Genomic DNA, 21,490 nt, shown 5'->3' with positions numbered 1-21,490 from the left:
ATGATGAGCGGGTTGTCTTTGGGGGACAGCCCGGTCGCCATGCCGGGGCGAACTGCCCGGAGAGCTTTGAGCGGCCCTCCCGGGTGGCTGGTCCCGGCTGGGCGAGCGCACCCAAAGAACGCCCGGTACGGACCCGTGGGGGGATCCGCTCCGGGAAACGGGAGCGCCCCGTGCCGAACCCGTGGGGGGATTCGGCGCGGGGCGTTTCTCTTTGCGCGGGGCGCTCGCGTCAGCGGGCCTCGACCGGGACGTAGTCCCGCTCGACGACGCCGGTGTAGACCTGGCGCGGACGGCCGATCCGGGAGCCCGGCTCGGTGATCATCTCGTGCCACTGGGCGATCCAGCCGGGGAGCCGGCCGAGCGCGAAGAGCACCGTGAACATCGTGGTCGGGAAGCCCATGGCCCGGTAGATCAGGCCGGTGTAGAAGTCGACGTTCGGGTACAGGTTGCGCGAGACGAAGTAGTCGTCGCTGAGGGCGTGCTCCTCGAGCTTCAGCGCGATGTCCAGCAGCTCGTCGGACTTGCCGAGCGCGGAGAGCACGTCGTGGGCGGCGGCCTTGATGATCTTCGCCCGGGGGTCGAAGCTCTTGTAGACCCGGTGCCCGAAGCCCATCAGGCGGACGCCGTCCTCCTTGTTCTTCACCTTGCGGATGAAGGCGTCCACGTCGCCGCCGTCGGCCTGGATGGCCTCCAGCATCTCCAGCACACTCTGGTTGGCGCCGCCGTGCAGCGGGCCCCACAGGGCGTTGATGCCCGCGGAGATCGACGCGAACAGGTTGGCCTGCGAGGAGCCGACGAGACGCACGGTGGAGGTGGAGCAGTTCTGCTCGTGGTCCGCGTGGAGGATGAGGAGCTTGTCCAGGGCGTCGACGACGACCGGGTTGAGCTCGTACTCCTCGGCGGGCACGGCGAAGGTCATCCGCAGGAAGTTCTCGACGTAGCCGAGGTCGTTGTGCGGGTAGACGAAGGGGTGGCCCACCGACTTCTTGAACGCGTACGCCGCGATCGTCGGCAGCTTGGCGATGAGCCGGATCGTCGACAGGTAGCGCTGCTTCTCGTCGAACGGGTTGTGGCTGTCCTGGTAGAAGGTCGACAGCGCGCTGACCACGGAGGACAGCATCGCCATCGGGTGGGCGTCCCGCGGGAAGCCCTGGAAGAAACGTTTGACGTCCTCGTGGAGGAGCGTGTGCTGCGTGATGTCGCCGCGGAAGGCGGCGAGCTCGTCGACGGTGGGGAGCTCACCGTTGATGAGAAGGTACGCGGTCTCCAGGAAGGAGCCGCGCTCGGCGATCTGCTCGATGGGGTACCCGCGGTAGCGGAGGATTCCCTGCTCGCCGTCGAGGTAGGTGATCGCGGACTTGTAGGCCGCGGTGTTGCCGTAGCCGCTGTCCAGGGTGACCAGGCCGGTGTTGGCACGCAGCTTGCCGATGTCGAAGCCGTTGTCCCCAACGGTGCCCTCGATCACCGGGTAGCTGTACTCGCTGTCCCCGTACCGCAGTACTACAGAGTTGTCGCTCACGTCATTCCCTCACCGACGTCGTGCCTCTTCTTCGAGGTTTGTAGGTGCCCTGACTACCCCTACTGTCCCCCATTTGGCGTGACCACGTGCACTCGGGGTCGGTCGAGGAGCCGAATGGTGGCACCCAGTGCCTATTTTGCCGCGCGCGCCAGCCGATGGTCGAGAGCCGTGAAGCGTCTGCCTGCGGAGACGGTGCGGACCGCCTGGCCGATCGCCCTGCGCGACCCCACGAGCACCACCAATCGCTTTGCCCGGGTAACGGCGGTATAGAGCAGGTTCCGCTGGAGCATCATCCACGCCCCGGTGGTGACAGGGATCACGACGGCGGGATATTCGCTGCCCTGTGACCGGTGGATCGTCACCGCATAGGCGTGTGCCAGCTCGTCCAGCTCGTCGAAGTCGTAGGGGATCTCCTCGTCCTCGTCGGTCAGTACGGTGAGCCGCTGCTCCACGGTGTCCAGGGAGGTGACGACCCCCACGGTTCCATTGAAGACGCCGTTGGCGCCTTTTTCATAGTTGTTCCTGATCTGTGTCACCTTGTCGCCGACACGGAAGGTCCGGCCGCCGAAGCGCCGCTCCGGCAGGTCGGGGCGGGCCGGGGTGACCGCCTGCTGAAGCAGGCCGTTCAGCACGCCGGCGCCCGCGGGACCGCGGTGCATGGGGGCGAGCACCTGGACGTCACGGCGCGGGTCGAGGCCGAACCGGCGCGGGATGCGGCGGGCCGCCACGTCCACCGTGAGCCGGGCCGTCTCCTCGCCGTCCTCCTCCACGAAGAGGAAGAAGTCGTCCAGCCCCTGGGTGACCGGATGCGCTCCGGAGTTGATGCGGTGCGCGTTGGTCACCACGCCGGACTGCTGGGCCTGCCGGAAGATGCGGGTCAGCCGCACCGACGGGACCGGGCTCCCCTCTGCCAGCAGGTCGCGCAGCACTTCGCCGGCGCCGACGCTGGGCAGCTGGTCCACGTCGCCGACGAAGAGCAGGTGGGCCCCCGGCGGCACGGCCTTGACCAGCTTGTTAGCCAGCAGCAGGTCGAGCATCGAGGCCTCGTCGACGACGACCAGATCGGCGTCGAGGGGCCGCTCGCGGTCGTACGCGGCGTCGCCGCCCGGCTTGAGCTCCAGCAGCCGGTGGACCGTGGAGGCCTCGGCCCCGGTCAACTCGGCCAGCCGCTTGGCCGCCCGGCCCGTCGGCGCCGCCAGCACGACCTTGGCCTTCTTCGCCTGTGCGAGCGCCACCACGGACTTGACCGTGAAGGACTTGCCGCAGCCCGGGCCGCCGGTCAGCACGGCGACCTTCTCGGTGAGCGCCAGCCGCACCGCCTCCTGCTGCTCGGGCGCGAGGTCAACGCCCGTCCGCTCGGCGAGCCAGGTCAGCGCCTTGTCCCAGTCCACGTCGCGGAAGGCGGGCAGCCGGTCCTCCGTGCCGCGCAGCAACCGCAGCAGCGTGCCGGCCAGGGAGATCTCCGCCCGGTGGAAGGGCACCAGGTACACCGCGCGCACCGGGTCGCCACCGCCGTCGGGGGCGGGCACGGGCTCGATCACCACGCCCTCCTCGCCGGCCAGCTCCGCGAGGCAGTCGATGACCAGGCCGATGTCCACCTGGAGCAGCTTCACGGCGTCCGACAGCAACTGCTCCTCGGGCAGGAAGCAGTTGCCGTTGTCGGTCGCCTGGGACAGCGCGTACTGGAGACCGGCCTTGACCCGCTCGGGGCTGTCGTGCGGGATGCCGACGGCCTGCGCGATCCGGTCCGCCGTGAGGAAGCCGATGCCCCACACGTCGGCCGCCAGCCGGTAGGGCTGGTTCCTGACCACGGAGATCGACGAGTCCCCGTACTCCTTGTAGATCCGCACCGCGATCGAGGTGGACACGCCGACCCCCTGGAGGAAGACCATGACCTCCTTGATGGCCTTCTGCTCCTCCCACGCGGCGCCGATCAGCTTGGTCCGCTTGGGGCCGAGCCCGGGGACCTCCACCAGCCGGGCCGGCTCGCGCTCGATGACCTCCAGGGTGTCGGTGCCGAAGTGCTCGACGATCCGCTCGGCGATGCGCGGGCCGATGCCCTTGATCAGCCCCGAGCCGAGGTAGCGCCGAATGCCCTGGATCGTCGCGGGCAGGACGGTGGTGTAGTTCTCCACGGTGAACTGCTTGCCGTACTGCGGGTGGGAGCCCCAACGGCCCTCCATGCGCAGCGACTCGCCCGGCTGGGCGCCCAGCAGCGAGCCGACCACGGTCAGCAGGTCGCCACCGCCCCTGCCGGTGTCGACCCGGGCGACCGTGTACCCGTTCTCCTCGTTCGCGTACGTGATCCGCTCGAGGACGCCCTCGACGACGGCCGGTCTCAACTCCCCCACAGCGCGGGCCACCTCCTCGGATCTGCGTTGGTCCGACGGTACCGCCCGGCCCCGACAGGCCGTCGGGGCCTGTGGACAACTCCACCCGGTCGACCCGCCGGAATGTAACGATCCGGTTTCACACTCTTGCCTCGGAGCATGTAATCGATTCCAATCCTCTTTGTAATCGATTCCACGAGGAGGTGGGACGGGTGGCGAGCATCAAGGACGTGGCATCACGCGCCGGTGTTTCCGTCGCGACGGTCTCCCGCGTGCTCAACGACCACCCGGCGGTCCGCCCGGACACCCGCACACGGGTGCTGGAGGCCGTGGCCGAACTCGGCTACCGGCCCAACGCGGTGGCGCGCTCACTGCGCACCGACCAGACCCGGACCCTCGGCCTGGTCATCAGCGACGTGCTGAACCCCTTCTTCACCGAGCTCGCCCGCTCGGTGGAGGACGAGGCCAGGGCACTGGGCTACAGCGTGATCATCGGCAACGCCGACGAGCGGCCGGAGCAGCAGGACCACCACATCCGCACGCTGCTGGACCGCCGCATCGACGGGCTGCTGGTCAGCCCGACCGACGGCGGTTCCCCGCTGATCCTGGACGCGGTGCGCTCCGGCACCCCGATGGTCTTCGTCGACCGCTGGATCCCCGGCATCGGCAACGACGTCCCGGTGGTCCGCACCGACGGCTTCGACGCGGTGCGCGACCTGGTCGCCCACCTCCACGGTCTGGGCCACCGCCGACTGGCGATCATCGCGGGCCCCGCCGCGACCACCACGGGCCGCGAGCGTGTGCGGGCCTTCCGCGAGGCGCTGGCCGCCTTCGGTCTGCCGCTGCCCGACGAGTACATCGGCCAGGGCGACTTCCAGGCCGACAGCGGGCGCCGGGCGATAGCCCGCTTCCTGGACCTGCCGGTCCCGCCCGACGTCGTCTTCGCCGCGGACAACCTGATGGCGCTCGGCGCCATGGACGAGATCCGCGCCCGCGGCCTGCGTGTGCCCGACGACATCGCGCTCGCCGCCTTCGACGACATCCCGTGGTTCCTCCACACCGATCCGCCGATCACCGCGATCGCCCAGCCCACCGGCGATCTCGGCCGCGCGGCCGTCCGCTCGCTGATCGACCGGGTGGAGGGCAGGCCGGCGCCGTCGGTCACCGTGTCCGCCCGTCTCGTTGTCCGCCGCTCCTGCGGCGCGTCCGAAAGGAGCCCCCGTTGAGCACGAGCAGCCCCGAGCTCCTCCGCATGGAGGGCGTCCGCAAGGTCTTCCCCGGTGTGGTGGCCCTCGACGGCGTCGACTTCGACCTGCGCGGAGGCGAGGTGCACGTCCTGCTCGGCGAGAACGGCGCGGGCAAGAGCACCTTGATCAAGATGCTCTCCGGCGCCAACCGCCCCGACGAGGGCCGGATCCTCGTCGACGGCGGCGAAGTGCGCATCCATGGTGCGCAGGACGCCGAGAAGCTGGGCATCGCGACGATCTACCAGGAGTTCAACCTCGTCCCGGCGCTGAGCGTCGCCGAGAACATCTTCCTGGGCCGCCAGCCGCGCCGATTCGGCCTGGTGAACCGCAAGCAGATGAACGCGGACGCCGCCGCCCTGCTGGAACGGGTCGGCATCGACGTCGACCCGCGCACCCCGGTCTCCGAACTGGGCATCGCCCGCCTGCAGATGGTGGAGATCGCCAAGGCGCTCAGCCTGGAGGCGCGCGTCCTGATCATGGACGAGCCGACCGCGGTCCTCACCAGCGAGGAGGTCGACAAGCTCTTCCGGATCGTGCGCCAGCTGCGCGAGGACGGCGTCGGCATCGTCTTCATCACCCACCATCTGGAGGAGATCGCCGCCCTCGGCGACCGCGTCACCGTCCTTCGCGACGGCCGCAGCGTCGCCCAGGTGCCCGCGAGCACCACCGAGGACGAACTGGTCCGGCTGATGGTGGGCCGCAGCATCGAGCAGCAGTACCCCCGCGAGCGCGCCGAAGCGGGCGCGCCCCTGCTGCGGGTCGAGGGCCTCACCCGGGGCGGCGTCTTCCGCGACGTGACCTTCGAGGTGCGGGCCGGCGAGGTCGTGGGCCTGGCCGGGCTCGTCGGAGCCGGGCGCACCGAGGTCGTCCGCGCGGTCTTCGGCGCCGACCCGTACGACTCCGGGACGATCGAGGTACTGGGCAAGCGGCTGCGCCGCCACGACGTCAACGCCGCCATGGACGCGGGCATCGGCCTGGTGCCCGAGGACCGCAAGGGCCAGGGCCTGGTGCTGGACGCCACGATCCAGGAGAACCTGGGCCTGGTCACCCTCGGCCGGGCGACCCGCGCCGGGTTCGTCGACCGGGCCGGGCAGCGCAAGGCGGCGGACCGGATCTCGGGGCAGCTCAAGGTCCGTATGGCCGGGCTCCACCAGCACGTGCGCACCCTGTCGGGCGGCAACCAGCAGAAGATCGTCATCGGCAAGTGGCTGCTGGCCGACACCAAGGTGCTCATCCTCGACGAGCCGACCCGGGGCATCGACGTCGGCGCCAAGGTCGAGATCTACCAGCTCGTCAATCAGCTCACGGCCTCCGGCCACGCGGTGCTGATGATCTCCAGCGACCTCCCCGAGGTCCTGGGCATGAGCGACCGCGTCCTGGTGATGTCCCAGGGCCGGATCGCCGGTGAACTCCCCGCGCACGAGGCCACCCAGGACTCCGTCATGGCCCTGGCCGTCGGTACAGCGCCCACCGTGGGCGGCAACGCAACAGCAACGAAGGATGTGGAGGGCTCCCGTGGCCACTGACACGCTCAAAAGCAGTACGGACACGGGCGGCGTCGCCGCGGCACGCCGTGTGCTCCTCAACAACGGCGCGCTCAGCGCCCTGGTGGTCCTGCTCGTGGCACTGTCGTTCCTCTCGGGCGACTTCCTGTCCACGCAGAACCTGCTCAATGTCGGCGTCCAGGCGGCCGTCGTCGCCATCCTCGCCTTCGGCTCCACCTTCGTGATCGTCGCGGCCGGGATCGACCTGTCCGTGGGCTCGGTCGCGGCGCTCTCGGCGACGGTGCTGGCCTGGAGCGCGAGTTCGGCGGGCCTGCCGGTGTGGCTGGCGGTCGTGCTGTCCGTCGCCACGGGTGTCGCCAGCGGGCTGCTGAGCGGCCTGCTGATCTCCTTCGGCAAGCTGCCGCCGTTCATCGCGACCCTCGCGATGCTGTCGATCGGCCGGGGCCTGACCCTGGTCATCTCCCAGGGCAGCCCCATCGCCTTCCCCGACTCCGTCTCCCACCTGGGCGACACCATCGGCGGCTGGCTGCCCGTCCCGGTCCTGGTGATGATCGTCGCCGGCGCCGCCACGGCGATCATCCTCGGCCGCACCTACATAGGCCGCGCCATGTACGCGATCGGCGGCAACGAGGAGGCGGCCCGCCTCTCCGGCATCCGGGTCAAGCGCCAGAAGATCATCATCTACGCGCTGTCCGGCCTCTTCGCCGCGGTCGCCGGCATCGTCCTCGCCTCCCGTCTCGCCTCGGCGCAGCCTCAGGCGGCCTACGGCTACGAACTGGACGCCATCGCGGCGGTCGTCATCGGCGGCGCGAGCCTCTCCGGAGGCGTCGGCAAGGCGTCCGGCACCCTGATCGGCGCGCTGATCCTCGCCGTCCTCCGCAACGGCCTCAACCTGCTGTCGGTCTCCGCCTTCTGGCAGCAGGTCGTCATCGGCGCGGTCATCGCGCTGGCCGTCCTGCTCGACACGCTGCGCCGCCGCGGCTGACCGCCGCGCGCACCCCCAGACCCCTTCTTCTTCTCCGCACCACACCAGCAAGGAACTTCCATGCGCACCAAGCTCATCTCCGCCACCACCGTCGCCGTCGCCGCCCTCGCGCTCACCGCGACCGCCTGCAACTCCGGCTCCGGCTCGTCCTCCGACGTCAAGGTGGGTCTGTCGGTCTCCACCCTCAACAACCCGTTCTTCGTGCAGCTGAAGGAGGGCGCGCAGGCCGAGGCGAAGAAGGAGGGCGTCGACCTGACCGTCACCGACGCGCAGAACGACGCGTCGCAGCAGGCCAACCAGCTGCAGAACTTCACCAGCCAGAACGTGAAGTCGATCATCGTCAACCCGGTGGACTCCGACGCGGCCGGCCCCTCCGTGAAGGCCGCCAACAAGGCCGGCATCCCCGTCGTCGCGGCCGACCGCGGCGTCAACAAGGCCGAGCTCGCCACCACCGTCGCCTCCGACAACGTCGCCGGCGGCCGGCTCGCCGCCAAGACCCTGGCCGACTCGCTGGGCGGCAAGGGCACCGTGGTCGTCCTCCAGGGCACCGCGGGCACCTCGGCGGCCAACGAGCGCGGCCAGGGCTTCAACGAGGGCATCAAGGCCTACCCGGGCATCAAGGTCGTGGCCCAGCAGGCCGCCGACTTCGACCGCACCAAGGGCCTGGACGTCATGACCAACCTGCTGCAGGCCCACTCCGACGTCACCGGCGTCTTCGCCCAGAACGACGAGATGGCCCTCGGCGCCATCAAGGCGCTCGGCGACAAGGCCGGCAAGTCGGTCAAGGTCGTCGGCTTCGACGGCACCCCCGACGGCCTCACCGCGGTCAAGGGCGGCACCCTCTTCGCGTCCGTCGCCCAGCAGCCGAAGGAACTCGGCAAGCTGGCCGTGCAGAACGCGGTGAAGGCAGCCAAGGGCGAGAAGCTCAACAGCCTGGTGAAGGTCCCGGTCAAGGTCGTCACCGAGAAGAACGTCACCGAATTCTCCTCCTGACGGACGACCGGTCCGGCTGAACACCCGAAGGGACACGCAGATGCACGGCCACGACCTGCTGGTCGTAGGGTCGGCCAACGCCGACCTGGTGATCCACGTCGACCGGCGCCCGGACGCCGGTGAGACGGTCCTCGGTTCCGACCTCGCCACCCACCCCGGCGGCAAGGGCGCGAACCAGGCCGTCGCCGCGGCCCGCCTGGGCGCCCGTACCGCCCTGCTCGCGCGGGTCGGCGACGACGCCCACGGGCGGCTGCTCACCGGCTCGCTGACGTCGGCCGGCGTCGACACCACCGGCGTCCTCAGCGGCGACACCCCCACCGGCGTCGCGCTGATCACCGTGGACCCCTCGGGTGACAACAGCATCGTGGTGTCGCCGGGCGCCAACGCCCGGCTCTCCCCGGCGGACGTGACCGGTGCGCGCGAGCTGCTGGCCGCCGCCAGGGTGGTCTCGCTGCAACTGGAGATCCCCCTGGAGTCCGTGGCCGCCGCGGTGGCGGCGGCCACGGAGGCCGGCACGCGGATCGTGCTCAACCCCTCGCCCCCCGCCGCGCTGCCGCGGGAGGTGCTCGCCGGATGCGACCCCATCGTGGTCAACGAGCACGAGGCACGCGTCCTGCTGGGTCCGGAGGCCGGGGACACCCCCGAGGCGTGGGCGGCCGGGCTGCTCGCGCTCGGCCCGCGCTCGGTGGTCGTCACGCTCGGCGCGGCGGGCGCGCTCGCCGCGACGGCGGACGGCACCGTGCGCATACCCAGCCCGCGCGTGGCGGCCGTCGACACCACCGGCGCCGGCGACTCCTTCACGGGGGCGCTGGCCTGGCGGCTGGGCGCGGGCGACGACCTGGTGACCGCCGTGCGGTTCGCGGTGCGGGTGGGCGCCGCGGCCGTCATGAAGCCGGGTGCGCAGGAATCCTTCCCCACCCTCGAAGAAGTGGGTCAGCTGTGAAGAAGTCCGGAATCCTCAACCGCCATCTGGCGGGTGCCATCGCCGTGCTGGGCCACACCGACCTGGTGGTGGTCTGCGACGCGGGGCTCCCGATCCCTCCCGGGCCGATCGTCGTCGACCTCGCGTTCCGCGCCGGTACGCCGTCCTTCTCCGAGGTCCTCGACGGCCTGCTGGAGGAACTGGTGGTGGAGGGGGCGATCGCGGCCAAGGAGGTCCGCGAGCACAATCCCGAGGTGACCGCCCGGCTCGACGGGGCCTTCCCCGACCTGGAGCTGGTGCCGCACGAGGAGTTCAAGGCCCGCACCCGGCAGGCCCGCCTCGTCGTCCGCACCGGCGAGTCCCGGCCGTACGCCAACGTCATCCTGCGCTGCGGCGTGCCCTTCTAGATGCATCCAGGCCGTACATCCGTCCGGCTGCGGTCGGCGGGCCGGGCGGGCGAATCGCGCGTAGCGTCCCGACCATGAGCGACCGACCGCTGAAGGACGAGGTGCTGGAGGAGCTGGGGGACGACCGGCTCCGGGAGATCACCATGCTGCTCGGGACCGACGCCGACCAGGCGCAGCAGGTCGTGGGGAGCGCGGTGGCCTCGATCACGGGGGTGCTGACCGACGACGCGGTGACGCCCGGCGGCACCGCGGAGCTGTGCCAGGCCATGGAGCAGGCCGCGAACGAGCCCGAGCCGCTGCCCGCGGCCGCCATCGGCTTCGCCGGGCTGCAGGGCGGTACGGGGCAGGAACCGGGCCGTGGAGTGCTGGCCGCCGTACTGGCCAAGGTCGCCGCCCCGGCGGCGCGGGCGGTGGCCAAGCGGACCGGGCTCCCGGTCGAGGCGGTCTCGGCGGCGCTGGAGACGGTGATCCCCGTGATGGCGGCGGTGCTGGCCCGGCGGGCCCGCGAGAAACGCTGAACCGCGGCGGCCCGGGCGCACCGAGCGGACCGGACCGGGCGGACATGGCGAAAGGGGTCCGGCAAGCCGGACCCCTTTGGCGTTCCCCTCCCTCTGCGCGATGCCCCGAGCCCCCTCCGGGCGCCACGCTCTCCCCCACTCAAGACCCTTGTGAGGCCCCCCTCCAGGTCTTGACGCTACGTAGACACACCGGCCCCAGGGATGGTTGCACGGCTTCCGGAAGAAATTTTCAGAGATTTCTCAGAACACGTGCCGGCGGTACCTGGCGACCGTCTCGGCCAGCATCTCGGCCCCGTTCCGGGCCCGCAGCGCGGGGTTGGAGATCTCCACCTCGGGCCCAGCCACAGCAGTACGACGGGCCCGGCGGCCTGCCGCAGCAGATGGCCAGGTAGTCCTCGGGGCCCTTCGCGACGGCGGCCAGCGCGCGCGAGGCCATGAGGACGGCCCGCGAGCCCGCGCCCTCGACGACGGCGAGCTGCTCCTTGCAGGCGGCCCGGATGTCGGCGAGGCCGTACGGAGGACCGCGCCCGGTGGACCGCAGCCGATCGGTGCTCACCCCGCAGACGATGCGCCCGCCGGGCCGGGGACTTCGGCGCGACGAACCGGACGTGGTCGCGGTGGTGCGGCGTGCGCCCATCGACCGCCCAGCCGCCGGCGCCCGCGCGACGGCGCCGCAAAGGCACCGAAGGCCGGCGTCCGAGGGCTCCGGATCGGGGGCCGGACGGCAGCGGCGACAGCGCGTCATAGCTACGGAACAGCGGCAGAAAGCGCATTCCCCCATCGCGGCCCCACAGTGCTGGAGGACCCCCGGCAAGTTGCCGTGCGACTCCGCTCCCCCACCGGCCCCCGAGGTGAGAACATGTGCGGCCACGGGCGGAGGGCCCGGGGAGGACCGACCCGGAGGAAACAGACGAGATGGCAGTGACCCTCGCCGACGTGGCGGCGCGCGCCGGAGTGTCCGCCGCGACCGTGTCGCGTGTCCTCAACGGCAACTATCCGGTCGCGGGCAGTACGCGCGAGCGGGTCCTGCGGGCCGTAGACGACCTCCACTACGTCGTCAACGGGCACGCGCGCGCGCTGGCCGCGGCCACCTCCGACCTCGTCGGGGTACTGGTCAACGACGTCGCCGACCCCTTCTTCGGGCTGATCGCCAGCGCCGTGCAGGGCGAGATCAGCGGCGGCGCCGAGCAGCCCTCCGGGCTGCCCGCGGGCGCCGGGAAGCTCGCCGTGGTCTGCAACACCGGGGGCTCTCCCGAGGCCGAGCTCAACTACCTGACCCTGCTGGAGCGGCAGCGCGCCGCGGGCGTGGTGCTCACCGGGGGCGCCGTGGAGGGTACCGGCCACAGCACGGCCGTCGCCGGCCGCCTCGCCCGGCTCTCCGCCTCCGGCACCCGGATCGTGCTGTGCGGCCGCCCGCCCGTACCGGAGCTCGCCGACATCGCCGGCCCCGCCGCCGACTCCGTGATGACCGTCGCCTTCGACAACCGCGGCGGCGCGCAGCGCCTCACCGAGCACCTGCTGGCCCTCGGCCACCGCACCATCGGCTACGTCGCCGGCCCCGCGGAGCGCAGCACCACCCGGCACCGTCTGGAGGGCCACCGCGCCGCCCTGGCCGAGGCCGGGCTCGCGGGCTCCCCCGCGGAGCTCGACCGCCTCACCGTGCACGGCTACTACGACCGCTCCTCCGGCTACGACGCGGCACTGGAGCTGCTGCGCCGCGAGCCCGCGCTCACCGCGGTCGTCGCCGCCAACGACACGGTGGCGCTCGGCGTCTGCGCGGCGCTGCGCGAGCGCGGGCTGCGCATCCCCGAGGACGTCTCGGTCGCCGGCTTCGACGACCTCCCCTTCAGTGTGGACGCCGCGCCCGCGCTCACGACGGTGCGCATACCGCTGCAGGAGGCCGGCGCCCGCGCCGGGCGGCTGGTCATGGGGCGCCAGGCGGCGCCTCCCGGCGGGCTGGCGACCGTGCGGACGGAGCTGATGGTGCGGGCGTCGACGGCGGCACCGCGAAAGGGCGCGTAGCCGCCCGCGGGGGCGCGCCGGCACCTGTTCAGGAACACCCGGCGGGGATACCTTTGACCCAGTCAAAGAATTCCGGAGGGAGCCCGCCGTGACCGTCCAGGAGATCCGGGCGTTCAACCGCTTCTACACCAACCTCATCGGCGCGCTCGACTACAGCCGCCATCTGCACACCCCGTACACGCTCACCGAGGCCCGCGTGCTCTACGAGCTCGCCCACGCCGCCGGCGGCGGGCTGGACGCCGCCGACCTGCGCACGGCCCTGTCGGTGGACGCGGGGCAGCTCAGCCGGATGCTGGCGGCCTTCGAGGAACGGGGGCTGGTGACCCGCGCGCCGTCACCACGGGACGCCCGGCGGCAGCGCGTGGAGCCGACACCCGACGGCCGGGAGGCCGCCCGGCTCCTGGAGGACCGGTCGCGGGAGGCGGTCGCGTCCATGGTCAGCGGACTCGCCCCGGAGGACCGGGCCCGCCTGACACAGGCCATGCGCACCGTCCGCGGCGTCCTCGGCGGCGCCGCCGCAAAAGCCCCTCCCGGGCCTCGGGTCCGGCTGCGCGAGCCGCGCCCCGGTGACCTCGGCTGGGTGGTCCAGCGCAACGCGGAAATCTACGCCGAGGAGTACGGCTGGAACGCCGAGTACGAGACCCTCGTCGCCCGGATCGTCGCGGGCGGCCACGAGCGGGCGTGGATCGCCGAACTGGACGGCGAACGCGCCGGTTGCGTCTTCTGCGTACGCGACGACGCGCCCGGCACGGCACGGCTGCGCCTGCTGCTGGTCGACCCGGCGGCCCGGGGCCACGGCATCGGCCGCCGGCTGGTGGAGGCCTGCGTCGCGCACGCTCGCGCCGCCGGCCACCGCGAGCTGGTGCTGTGGACGAACGACGTCCTGGTCTCCGCCCGGCGGATCTACGAGGCGGCCGGTTTCGAGCTCGTCGGGGAGAAGCCGCACCGCAGTTTCGGCCGGGATCTCGTCGGGCAGGACTGGCGGCTGGTGCTGTAACGTCCGAAAAGTGAAGCTCGCGTTCTCGACCCTCGGCGTGCCGGGGCTCCCCCTGCCGGACGTCGTCCGGCTCGCCGCGGAGCACGGCTACCACGGCGTGGAGCTGCGGGCGGGCCATGAGGAGCCGGTGCACAGCGGCCTGACGGAACGGCAGCGTGCCGACGCGGCCGGAAAGTTCCGGGACGCCGGTGTCGCGGTCCTGGCGGTCGCCTCCCACGTGCAGGTGGCCGCTCCCGGCGAGGACGCCCCCGCGCTGCGCGGCCTGCGCGACCACGTGCGCCTCGCCGCCGACCTGGGAGCCCCCTACGTACGGGTGTTCCCCGGCGCCGGTGACGACGACGGGGACGCCGCCGACACCCGGGCGGCCCGCCGGCTGGCGGCGGTGGTCCCGGAGGCGGCGGACGCCGGCGTGCGGGTCCTGGTGGAGACCCATGACTCGCACCGGACCGGCGCGGACGTGGCGCGGATCCTGGGGCTGGTGGGCCATCACCACGCGGGTGCGCTCTGGGACGTGATGCACCCGTGGCTGGGCGGGGAACAGCCCGAGCACACCTATCCGGTGCTCGCCCCCTACCTGGGCTACGTGCAGGTCAAGGACATCTCCTCGGCGCAGGACACCACCCCGCTGCCGCTCGGCCACGGGGCGCTGCCGCTGGCCGGGACGGTGGAGGTGCTCAGCCGCGCGGGCTGGGACGGCTGGCTCTGCTGGGAGTACGAGAAGCGCCGGTACCCGCAGGTGCGGGCGCTGCCGGAGCTGCTGTCGCGGGGGCGTGCGCACCTGCTGCGGCTGCTCGGCGAGTCCGCCTGAGCCGGGCGCCCTCGCCCTCACCCGCGCCCCGGCCCGGCCGGATCGAGCCCGGCGATCCCAGCGACCCCAGCGACCCCAGCGACGTCACTCCGACGCCGCCCACCAGCAGCACCGCGGCCGTCCAGCGCAGCGGGCCGACTCCCTCGTCCAGCAGCAGGGCCGCCGATGTCATGCCGAACACCGGGACGAGCAGGGAGAACGGCGCCACCGCGGAGGCGTCGTACGTCCGCAGCAGGAAGCCCCAGGCGCCGAACCCGAACACCGTGGTGATCCAGGCGACGTAGAGGATCGCACCGGCGCCGCTCCAGTCGAGACCGCGCAGCGCGGCGACGTCCGCCGCGGGGCCCTCGACGACCAGGGAGAGTGCGAGCAGCGGCAGCGGCGGGACGAGGCTCACCCAGACCATCCAGCTCAGCGCGTCCGGCGGGGCGGCGCGGCGGGTGAGCACATTGGACAGCCCCCAGAAGGCGGCGGCCGCGACGACCAGCACGAACGCGCCGATCGGGCCGGAGGCGCCCTCGTCGTACGCGGCGACGCCGATCCCCGCGAAGGCGAGGCCCATGCCGGCCGTCCGGAGCCGGCCGGGCCGCTCGCCCAGCAGGGCGACCGCGAGGAGGGCGGTGAAGACGGCCTGGACCTGCAGCACCAGCGAGGACAGCCCGGCAGGCATGCCCTGGTCCATGCCGATGAAGAGCAGGCCGAACTTGGCGACGCCGAGGACGAGTCCGACGGCGACGATCCGGCGCGGGGGGACGCCGGGCCGGCGGACGAAGAAGACCGCCGGCACGGCGGCGGCCAGGAAGCGCAGGGCGCAGAAGAGCAGCGGCGGGAAGTGGCCGAGTCCCACCTCGATGACCACGAAGTTGACGCCCCAGACCGCGGCGACGAGGACCGCGAGGGCGAGGTGTACCGGTCGCATCGCTCCAGCATCGGGCACCGTACTCTTAAGCACTAGCGAGTGTTGCTGCACTGTCGGATTCAGTGTTGCTGAACGATGCGCCCCTGGCGCCGGGATGACGAGGTGAACGGATGCTGGATCTGGCCCGGCTGCGGGCGCTGCACGCCGTGCATGTGCACGGATCGGTGGGGGCGGCGGCCACGGCCCTCGGCTACACCGCGTCCGCGGTGTCCCAGCAGATCGCCAAACTGGAGCGGGAGACCCGTACGACGCTCCTGGAGCGGCAGGGCCGCGGCGTGGCGCTGACCGAGGCCGCGCAGCTGCTGGCGGAGACCGCGCAGGAGCTGATGGCGATCGTGGAGCGCGCCGAGGTCGCGCTGGAGGAGCGGCGCGGCCGGCCCACCGGGCGGCTGACCATGGCCGCCTTCCCGACCGCTGCGCGCGGCCTGCTCCCCGAGGTGCTGGCCGGGCTGACGGCCGCCCACCCGTCGCTGGAGCTGCGGCTGGTGGAGGAGGGCGCGCACCTGTCGGTCGACCTGGTCTCCCGCGGTGTCGTCGACCTGGCCGTGGTGCACGACTGGGACATCGCCCCGCTGCCGGCCCCCGAAGGGCTGGAGCGGGTGGTGATCGGCGAGGACCACTGCGACGTGCTGGTTCCCGCCGCGCATCCGCTGGCGGCGCGCGCGGCGCTCGTCCGCGAGGACGTCGTCGACGAGCGGTGGATCTGCCAGCCGCCCGGGCACGTCTGCCACGACTGGCTGGTGCGGACCCTGCGGGAGGCGGGCACCGAGCCCGACCTGGCGTTCCAGGTCGCCGAGTACCAGACGCAGTTGGCGCTGGTGGCGGCCGGGCTGGGGATCGCGCTGGTGCCGCGGCTGGGACGCGGGCCGGTGCCGGACGGTGTGGTCGTGGTGCCGCTGGAGCCGGCGCCGGTGCGGCGGCTGTACGCCTTGTGGCGGACAGGGGCGTCGCGACGTCCGGCCATCACGGAGACGGTCCGGGCGTTGCGCGTCCACTACCCCCGGGTCGTTGCGTGACCATGGGCGGATGTCACCCACCCGCAGGGAACCGTTTCCGTACCGGCCCCGTCCAACCGGCGTGCTGCCCGGGAGTCTCCGCAAAGCGGTGTCGGCCACGCTGCTGGCTGCGTCGCTGACAACCCTCTCCGCCGCCTGCGGCCGGCAGCAGCCCGCCACCGGCGCACCCCCCTACGACAACGCCGGTGGCGGCCCCTCCACCTCCGCGATCGCCTCCGTGCCCGCGGACCCGGCGCCGTCCGCCTCGGCGTCCACCGCGCGATCCCTCCCGGCCGACGGGACGGTCTCCACCCGCCGCGTGTACTTCACCGAGACCACGCGCGGAGTGCCCGCGGTGCACACCGTCCTCGACGGGGAGCGCGACCTGGGCCGCTTCCCCGGCTACTTCATGAAGTCGGCACCGGAGATCGCCGACGACATCGCGCGGCGCGCCGCGCGGACCGACTTCTCCCGCTCGGTGCTGGTCGCCTGGACCCGGACCACCGGCTGCAACCGCACGAAGGACGCCGTCCTCTTCCGGAGCGGCGACCGGCTGGCGCTCCGCCTCGCGCAGACCGCGATGGGCCAGTGCCTCGTCGCCAACCGGGTGGTCGCCGTGTTCGAGGTGCCGCGCGACCGGATGCCGAAGCGGCCGCGCTTCGCGCAGGAGGCGGATCCCCGGGCCGATCCGCCCGCCCCCGGGAGCACGGTGGCGTTCGGCGGTCTGGAGGACATGCGAGAGCCGGGCGGCCGGCGCAGTTCCGAGGTCACCTCGGCGCGGCAGCTCGACGCCTTCCTCGCCGGTCTGCCCCGCAAGGGGGCGGCCGCGCTGCGCGAACAGCTGGCACGGCATCCGCGGCGCGGTGACGAGCGGCGCTTCGGCTTCGTGCTGACGGGCTGCGGGCCCACCGGAGCCGTCCTGACCATCGGCCGGCGGGAACTGTCGGCCGCGCCCACCGGGGACGAGACCAAGCGCTGCATCCAGGTCCAGCACTACGCCGCGGTGCTCGCGGTGCCGTCCCGGCTCGTCCCGGAGCGTGCCCAACTCATTGACTGACAATAACTTTCCGGCTAAGCGTGTGTGCTTGAAGGTTTCTTTCAGCACGCCCCCCCACCTCCTGCCGGAAGGAGTCCGTCATGCACAACCGTCCCCAACCGTCCCGTCGCACGGTGCTCGGTGCCGCCGCGGCCGCCTCCACCGCCCTCGCCCTCGGCGTCCCGGGCACCGCGAGCGCGGCCGCGACCGACCGCAGACGCGTCCGTGCGCTCATCGACCGCATGAGCATCGAGGAGAAGATCGGCCAGCTCTTCGTCATGCGCGTGTACGGCCACTCGGCCACCGCCCCCGATCCGGCCGACGTCGCCGCCAACCAGGCCGAGATCGGGGTCTCCAACGCGGCCGAGCTGATCGCCAAGTACCACGTCGGCGGCATCATCTACTTCGCCTGGGCACACAACACCCGAGATCCGCACCAGATCGCCGACCTCTCCAACGGCATCCAGCGGTCCTCCCGGATACCGCTGCTGATCTCCACCGACCAGGAGCACGGCGCCGTCGCCCGGGTCGGCTCCCCCGCCACGCTCTTCCCGGGCGGGATGGCGCTCGGCGCGGGCGGCAGCACCCGGGACGCCCGGCGGGCCGCGGCCGTCGCCGGGGCCGAACTGGCCGCGATGGGCATCACCCAGGACTACGCGCCGGTCGCCGACGTCAACGTCAACCCCGCCAACCCGGTCATCGGCGTACGCTCCTTCGGCGCCGACCCGAAGGCCGTGGCCGCGCTCGTCGCCGCCCAGGTGGAGGGCTACCAGCGGTCAGGGGTCGTCGCCACCGCCAAGCACTTCCCCGGGCACGGCGACACCGGCACCGACAGCCACTTCGAACTGCCGATCATCACGCACTCGCTGGAGGAATGGCGGCGCCTGGACGCCCCGCCGTTCCGGGCCGCGATCGCCGCCGGCATCGACTCGATCATGACCGCGCACATCCTGGTGCCCGCCCTCGACGACTCCGGCGACCCCGCCACGCTCTCCCGGCCGATCCTCACCGGCATCCTGCGCGAGGAACTCGGCTACGACGGCGTGGTCGTCACCGACTCCCTCGGCATGGAGGGCGTGCGCCAGAAGTACGGGGACGACCGGGTCCCGGTGCTCGCCCTGAAGGCCGGCGCCGACCAGTTGCTCAACCCGCCGGTCATGGAGACCGCCTGGCAGGGGGTGTTGGCCGCCGTGAGGTCCGGAGAGCTGACCGAGGAACGCCTCGACGAGTCCCTGACCCGGATCCTCATGCTCAAGGCGCGGCGCGGGCTGCTCGACGACCCGTACGTCACCCACCGCGGCGTGGACCGGGTGGTGGGCACCCGAGGCCACCTGGCCGACGCCGACCGGATCACCGAACGCACCGTGACCCTGCTGGCGAACCGGGGAGCACTGCCGCTGCCCGCCCACCGCCGGCTGCTGGTCGTCGGCGCCGACCCGGCCGCGCCCTCGGGCACCGGCGGCCCGCCCACCGCGGTGCTCGGCGCGGCCCTGACCGGGCTCGGGCACACCGCGGAGGTCCTGTCGACCGGCACGGCGCCGGCGCAGGCGACGATCGACCGGGCGGTGGCCGCCGCGCGGGACAAGGACGCCGTGGTGGTGGCCACGTACAACGTCACCGGGGCGTCGACGGGCCAGATCGCGCTGGTGGCCGCACTCGTCGCGACCGGCGTTCCGGTGGTGCAGCTCGCGATCCGCAACCCGTACGACGTCGCCCGGCTGGACGGGGTGGCCGCGTCCCTGGCCGCCTACGGCTGGACGGACGTCTCGATGCGGGCGGCGGCACGGGTGATGGCGGGCAAGGTACGGCCCACCGGGAAGCTCCCGGTGGCGGTTCCGGCGGCGGACGATCCGTCACGGACGCTCTACCCGGTCGGCTGGGGCCTGCGGTACTGAGTGCGCGGGGCGGCCCCTCCCGCTGAGGGGCCACGCCACCTATCCTGCCGAAAACGGGCAACTCGCCCGGGGGGACGGGTGGGGGGCCGCCATGCGCGTGTTGTCCGGACAACTGCTGGGAACGGCATGGCTGGTCGTCGTGCTGCTCGCCGCCTGCTCGCCCGTCCCCGGCGGAACGGGCAGCGGGGCCGCGGGCCCGGCCGTCTCGCCGGCCACGCACGACGCGGTCTTCCTCGACCGGGGCGACTGCGCGGCCGGCGACCGGGTGGGCGCCTACCGGGAGGTGGTGTGCTCGGACCCGGGCGCCCGGGCCCGCGTCGTCAGCCGGCTCTACGGGCTGCTGCCCGCCTCGCCCTCGCCCGCTCCCCCTGTCGCCACGCGGGCCGGCGACCGCTGCCCGCCGACCACGGACTTCCTGCTCACCGTCACCAACGCCCGCCCCCGGGGCTACGCCTGCATGCGCAACCTGGCGGCCCCGCACCCCGGGGACCCGGGCGGGGGCGGCGGGCCGCGAACGATCGCGGGCGACTGCGTCTACACGTCCCGCAAGGGCCGGGTGAAGGAGACGCCCTGCGACGGCTCGGGCCCGCACGCCCCGCAGTTCCGGGTCGTGGAGCTGGCCCGCGGCCGCGGGTCCTGCCCCGCCGGGACGGCCCTGTACGTCGGGGTGGGCGGCGGGCCGGCGGGCGTGGGATGCGCCCGCCGGCTCTGACCGCCGGTCAGAAGGGCGGCTGCAGAAAGGCAGCCGGTCAGAAGGGCAGCCGGCCTGCGGCCTCGGTGCTCTTGTCGAGCTTGGCGTCGTACGCCGCCAGGGGCCGGGCCGACTCGGGGTCGGCACGCACGGCCGCGGGGGCGACCCCGGCCCACTCCAGCACCTCGGCGGTGGCCTTCGCACGGTCGGCCTCGCCGAGCGCGCCGATGACCGCGCCGTGGTTCGCGCCGGGCGCCCACATCACGTACGAGTCGTGCGCGCCGCGCGAGAGGCGGAACGGCTCGGCGCCCCACGGGTCGTTGGCCCCGTACACGAAGAGCATGCGCTCCGCGTGGTGGCGCACCCAGGAGTCGACGTCGTGCATCGCCCGGGGCTGGAAGGGCATCGGGATCGAGCGCGGCACGTAGGAGCGCGGCTGGTAGATCCCGGGGTAGCGCAGCAGGCCCTTCAGGTGCGGGGTGGCGAAACTCGGGGCGCCGAGCTGGGTGCCCGCCTGGTAGTAGTACGGCGTGTAGTACTCCAGGCCCTGGTCGGTGTAGAAGTCGAAGCCGGAGACGGAGTCGACGAAGGAGTAGATGGCGTCCGTGGTGGCGGAGGCCGCGGGCACGTCCGCGCACTCCGCCTGCTGGTGGTACTGCCAGAAGGCCCACACCAGGTCCAGCACCACGTTCTCGTACGCCTTGTCCGCGCTGCCCACGGTGGTGAAGGTCAGCCCGTTGTCCGCGGCGTACTTCTGGTAGCGGGCGACGATCTCGCCCCGCCGCACGAGGGCCTCGCGCTGCACGGCGTTCAGCCGCGCCCGGCAGTCGGCGGTGCCGACGGTGCGGAAGAAGCGGGTGTAGGCGGAGTCCTCGTCGTTCACCACGTCGTTGGGAGCGACGTAGGCGACCGTGCCGGCCATGTCGCGCGGGTAGAAGCGCCGGTAGTACGTGGCCGTCATGCCGCCCTTGCTGGCGCCGGTGGCGAGCCAGTTCTCGGCGTAGATCCGGCTCAGCGCACGGTAGATGCGGTGCTGGTCGCTGGCGGCCTGCCAGATGTCGAGCTTGGACCAGTCGGCGGGGGCCGGGCGGGACGGGGTGAAGAAGCGGTACTCCATCGAGACCTGGTTGCCGTCGACGATCTGCGTCGGCTCACGGCGGGAGGGGGTCGTGGAGAGGCCGTAGCCGGAGGTGTAGAAGACCGTGGGCCGGTCGGTCCCCTTGTGCAGCACGGTGATCCGCTGCTGGAAGGTCCCCTTGGACGGGTGCCGGTGGTCCACCGGCTGCGTGTAGTTCAGGACGAAGAAGCGGTACCCGGTGACCGGCTTCTCCTCGATCAGGCTCATCCCGGGTATCGCCAGGATGCGGTCCTTGATGTCCGGCTCGTCAGCGGTCGCGGTGGCGACTCCACCGCCGGCGGTGCCTATGAGCAGCACCAGCGCCAGCAGCCATCTGAGCGCGTTGCGCATGCCCCCTCCTTCGGGGTTCGACGGGCGTCGCCCGTGAACCTATGAGGAGGAAGTGGCCTGCCGCCAGGGGGCGTCGGGCAAAGACCGGCGGCCCGGACCACCGGGGTCCGGGCCGCGGACGCGACAGGGGCGGCCGCCCTAGGTGTTCTGTCCACAGAGGTTGGTGACGGATCTCTCGGCTGAGGGATCTTGAAATGGGTGAGGGCCTTCTGGCTCGGTGTGGATTGCGACAT

At 72.6% G+C, this 21,490-nt stretch carries 15 protein-coding genes and 3 pseudogenes; 13 read left to right on the top strand and 5 right to left on the bottom strand.

The annotated features are described in order from the left end of the window. Nucleotides 1-229: 229 nt before the first annotated feature. Nucleotides 230-1,519: a citrate synthase gene (locus tag PV342_RS38320; protein ID WP_018563919.1), complete on the bottom strand. Its 1,290-nt coding sequence runs from the start codon at nt 1,517-1,519 to the stop codon at nt 230-232. 131 nt (nt 1,520-1,650) lie between these two features. Then, nucleotides 1,651-3,870, bottom strand: a complete 2,220-nt coding sequence (recD2, locus tag PV342_RS38315) for an SF1B family DNA helicase RecD2 (RefSeq protein ID WP_500320779.1) — start codon at nt 3,868-3,870, stop codon at nt 1,651-1,653. Nucleotides 3,871-4,061: 191 nt separating this feature from the next. On the opposite strand from recD2, the gene PV342_RS38310 reads away from it, so the two are divergent. The 6 genes and pseudogenes from PV342_RS38310 to PV342_RS38285 all read left to right on the top strand — a co-directional run bounded on the left by PV342_RS38310 (nt 4,062) and on the right by PV342_RS38285 (nt 10,426). Further along, a complete protein-coding gene (locus PV342_RS38310) occupies nt 4,062-5,075 on the top strand; it encodes a LacI family DNA-binding transcriptional regulator (protein ID WP_361003749.1) in 1,014 nt (337 codons plus the stop codon). Between the two features lie 26 nt (nt 5,076-5,101). Then, nucleotides 5,102-6,622 carry a sugar ABC transporter ATP-binding protein gene (locus PV342_RS38305; protein WP_400805559.1) on the top strand — a complete coding sequence of 507 codons (1,521 nt, stop codon included), beginning with the start codon at nt 5,102-5,104 and terminating at the stop codon, nt 6,620-6,622. Then, nucleotides 6,612-8,573, top strand: a pseudogene (locus PV342_RS38300) (ABC transporter permease/substrate-binding protein); the annotation flags it as partial. The gene PV342_RS38305 and the pseudogene PV342_RS38300, both read left to right, overlap by 11 nt. Nucleotides 8,574-8,619: 46 nt before the next feature. After that, nucleotides 8,620-9,522 (top strand): ribokinase, encoded by a 903-nt coding sequence (gene rbsK, locus PV342_RS38295; protein ID WP_386991001.1) that lies wholly within the window; start codon nt 8,620-8,622, stop codon nt 9,520-9,522. Next, a complete protein-coding gene (gene rbsD / locus PV342_RS38290; protein ID WP_018563924.1) occupies nt 9,519-9,908 on the top strand; it encodes a D-ribose pyranase in 390 nt (129 codons plus the stop codon). Before rbsK ends, rbsD begins: the two co-directional genes overlap by 4 nt. A gap of 74 nt (nt 9,909-9,982) precedes the next feature. Next, nucleotides 9,983-10,426 carry a DUF937 domain-containing protein gene (locus tag PV342_RS38285; RefSeq protein WP_386990999.1) on the top strand — a complete coding sequence of 148 codons (444 nt, stop codon included), beginning with the start codon at nt 9,983-9,985 and terminating at the stop codon, nt 10,424-10,426. 332 nt (nt 10,427-10,758) lie between these two features. Here PV342_RS38285 and PV342_RS38280 read toward each other — a convergent pair. After that, nucleotides 10,759-11,027, bottom strand: a pseudogene (locus PV342_RS38280) (DUF993 family protein); the annotation flags it as partial. Between the two features lie 314 nt (nt 11,028-11,341). On the opposite strand from PV342_RS38280, the gene PV342_RS38275 reads away from it, so the two are divergent. From PV342_RS38275 to PV342_RS38265, 3 genes and pseudogenes are all read left to right on the top strand, one after another. Further along, nucleotides 11,342-12,448, top strand: a complete 1,107-nt coding sequence (locus PV342_RS38275; RefSeq protein ID WP_386990997.1) for a LacI family DNA-binding transcriptional regulator — start codon at nt 11,342-11,344, stop codon at nt 12,446-12,448. Between the two features lie 88 nt (nt 12,449-12,536). Continuing rightward, on the top strand, nt 12,537-13,445 hold the full coding sequence (locus PV342_RS38270) for a bifunctional helix-turn-helix transcriptional regulator/GNAT family N-acetyltransferase (protein WP_500320775.1): 909 nt from the start codon (nt 12,537-12,539) through the stop codon (nt 13,443-13,445). A 10-nt stretch (nt 13,446-13,455) separates the two neighbouring features. Continuing rightward, nucleotides 13,456-14,139: pseudogene (locus tag PV342_RS38265) on the top strand (sugar phosphate isomerase/epimerase family protein); the annotation flags it as partial. Here the strand turns inward: PV342_RS38265 and PV342_RS38260 are convergent. Continuing rightward, complete coding sequence (locus PV342_RS38260; protein ID WP_500320773.1) at nt 14,120-15,172, bottom strand: EamA family transporter; 1,053 nt, start codon at nt 15,170-15,172, stop codon at nt 14,120-14,122. The pseudogene PV342_RS38265 and the gene PV342_RS38260 overlap by 20 nt on opposite strands. Nucleotides 15,173-15,282: 110 nt before the next feature. On the opposite strand from PV342_RS38260, the gene PV342_RS38255 reads away from it, so the two are divergent. From PV342_RS38255 to PV342_RS38240, 4 genes are all read left to right on the top strand, one after another. Continuing rightward, nucleotides 15,283-16,188, top strand: coding sequence for a LysR family transcriptional regulator (locus PV342_RS38255; protein ID WP_018563931.1), 906 nt, complete (start codon nt 15,283-15,285; stop codon nt 16,186-16,188). A gap of 88 nt (nt 16,189-16,276) precedes the next feature. After that, on the top strand, nt 16,277-17,224 hold the full coding sequence (locus PV342_RS38250) for a hypothetical protein (RefSeq protein WP_400805407.1): 948 nt from the start codon (nt 16,277-16,279) through the stop codon (nt 17,222-17,224). Nucleotides 17,225-17,304: 80 nt separating this feature from the next. Next, nucleotides 17,305-19,098: a glycoside hydrolase family 3 protein gene (locus PV342_RS38245; protein ID WP_500320771.1), complete on the top strand. Its 1,794-nt coding sequence runs from the start codon at nt 17,305-17,307 to the stop codon at nt 19,096-19,098. Between the two features lie 91 nt (nt 19,099-19,189). Beyond that, on the top strand, nt 19,190-19,810 hold the full coding sequence (locus PV342_RS38240; protein ID WP_500320769.1) for a hypothetical protein: 621 nt from the start codon (nt 19,190-19,192) through the stop codon (nt 19,808-19,810). 37 nt (nt 19,811-19,847) lie between these two features. Here the strand turns inward: PV342_RS38240 and PV342_RS38235 are convergent, their stop codons facing one another. Then, nucleotides 19,848-21,257 carry a S28 family serine protease gene (locus PV342_RS38235; RefSeq protein ID WP_500320767.1) on the bottom strand — a complete coding sequence of 470 codons (1,410 nt, stop codon included), beginning with the start codon at nt 21,255-21,257 and terminating at the stop codon, nt 19,848-19,850. Between the last annotated feature and the right edge of the window lie 233 nt (nt 21,258-21,490).

This window comes from Streptomyces sp. PA03-3a (assembly GCF_033792735.1).
Lineage (GTDB): Bacteria > Actinomycetota > Actinomycetes > Streptomycetales > Streptomycetaceae > Actinacidiphila.
Note: the sequence above shows the minus strand (reverse complement) of the source record. Positions and strands in the feature narration are given on the sequence as shown.

Coding starts and splice junctions, on each gene's coding strand:
- rbsK (WP_386991001.1), top strand. CDS start 8,620: ATGCACGGCCACGACCTGCTGGTCGTAGGGTCGGCCAACGCCGACCTG.
- PV342_RS38275 (WP_386990997.1), top strand. CDS start 11,342: ATGGCAGTGACCCTCGCCGACGTGGCGGCGCGCGCCGGAGTGTCCGCC.
- PV342_RS38305 (WP_400805559.1), top strand. CDS start 5,102: ATGGAGGGCGTCCGCAAGGTCTTCCCCGGTGTGGTGGCCCTCGACGGC.
- PV342_RS38260 (WP_500320773.1), bottom strand. CDS start 15,172: ATGCGACCGGTACACCTCGCCCTCGCGGTCCTCGTCGCCGCGGTCTGG.
- PV342_RS38285 (WP_386990999.1), top strand. CDS start 9,983: ATGAGCGACCGACCGCTGAAGGACGAGGTGCTGGAGGAGCTGGGGGAC.
- PV342_RS38235 (WP_500320767.1), bottom strand. CDS start 21,257: ATGCGCAACGCGCTCAGATGGCTGCTGGCGCTGGTGCTGCTCATAGGC.
- PV342_RS38240 (WP_500320769.1), top strand. CDS start 19,190: ATGCGCGTGTTGTCCGGACAACTGCTGGGAACGGCATGGCTGGTCGTC.
- PV342_RS38255 (WP_018563931.1), top strand. CDS start 15,283: ATGCTGGATCTGGCCCGGCTGCGGGCGCTGCACGCCGTGCATGTGCAC.
- PV342_RS38245 (WP_500320771.1), top strand. CDS start 17,305: ATGCACAACCGTCCCCAACCGTCCCGTCGCACGGTGCTCGGTGCCGCC.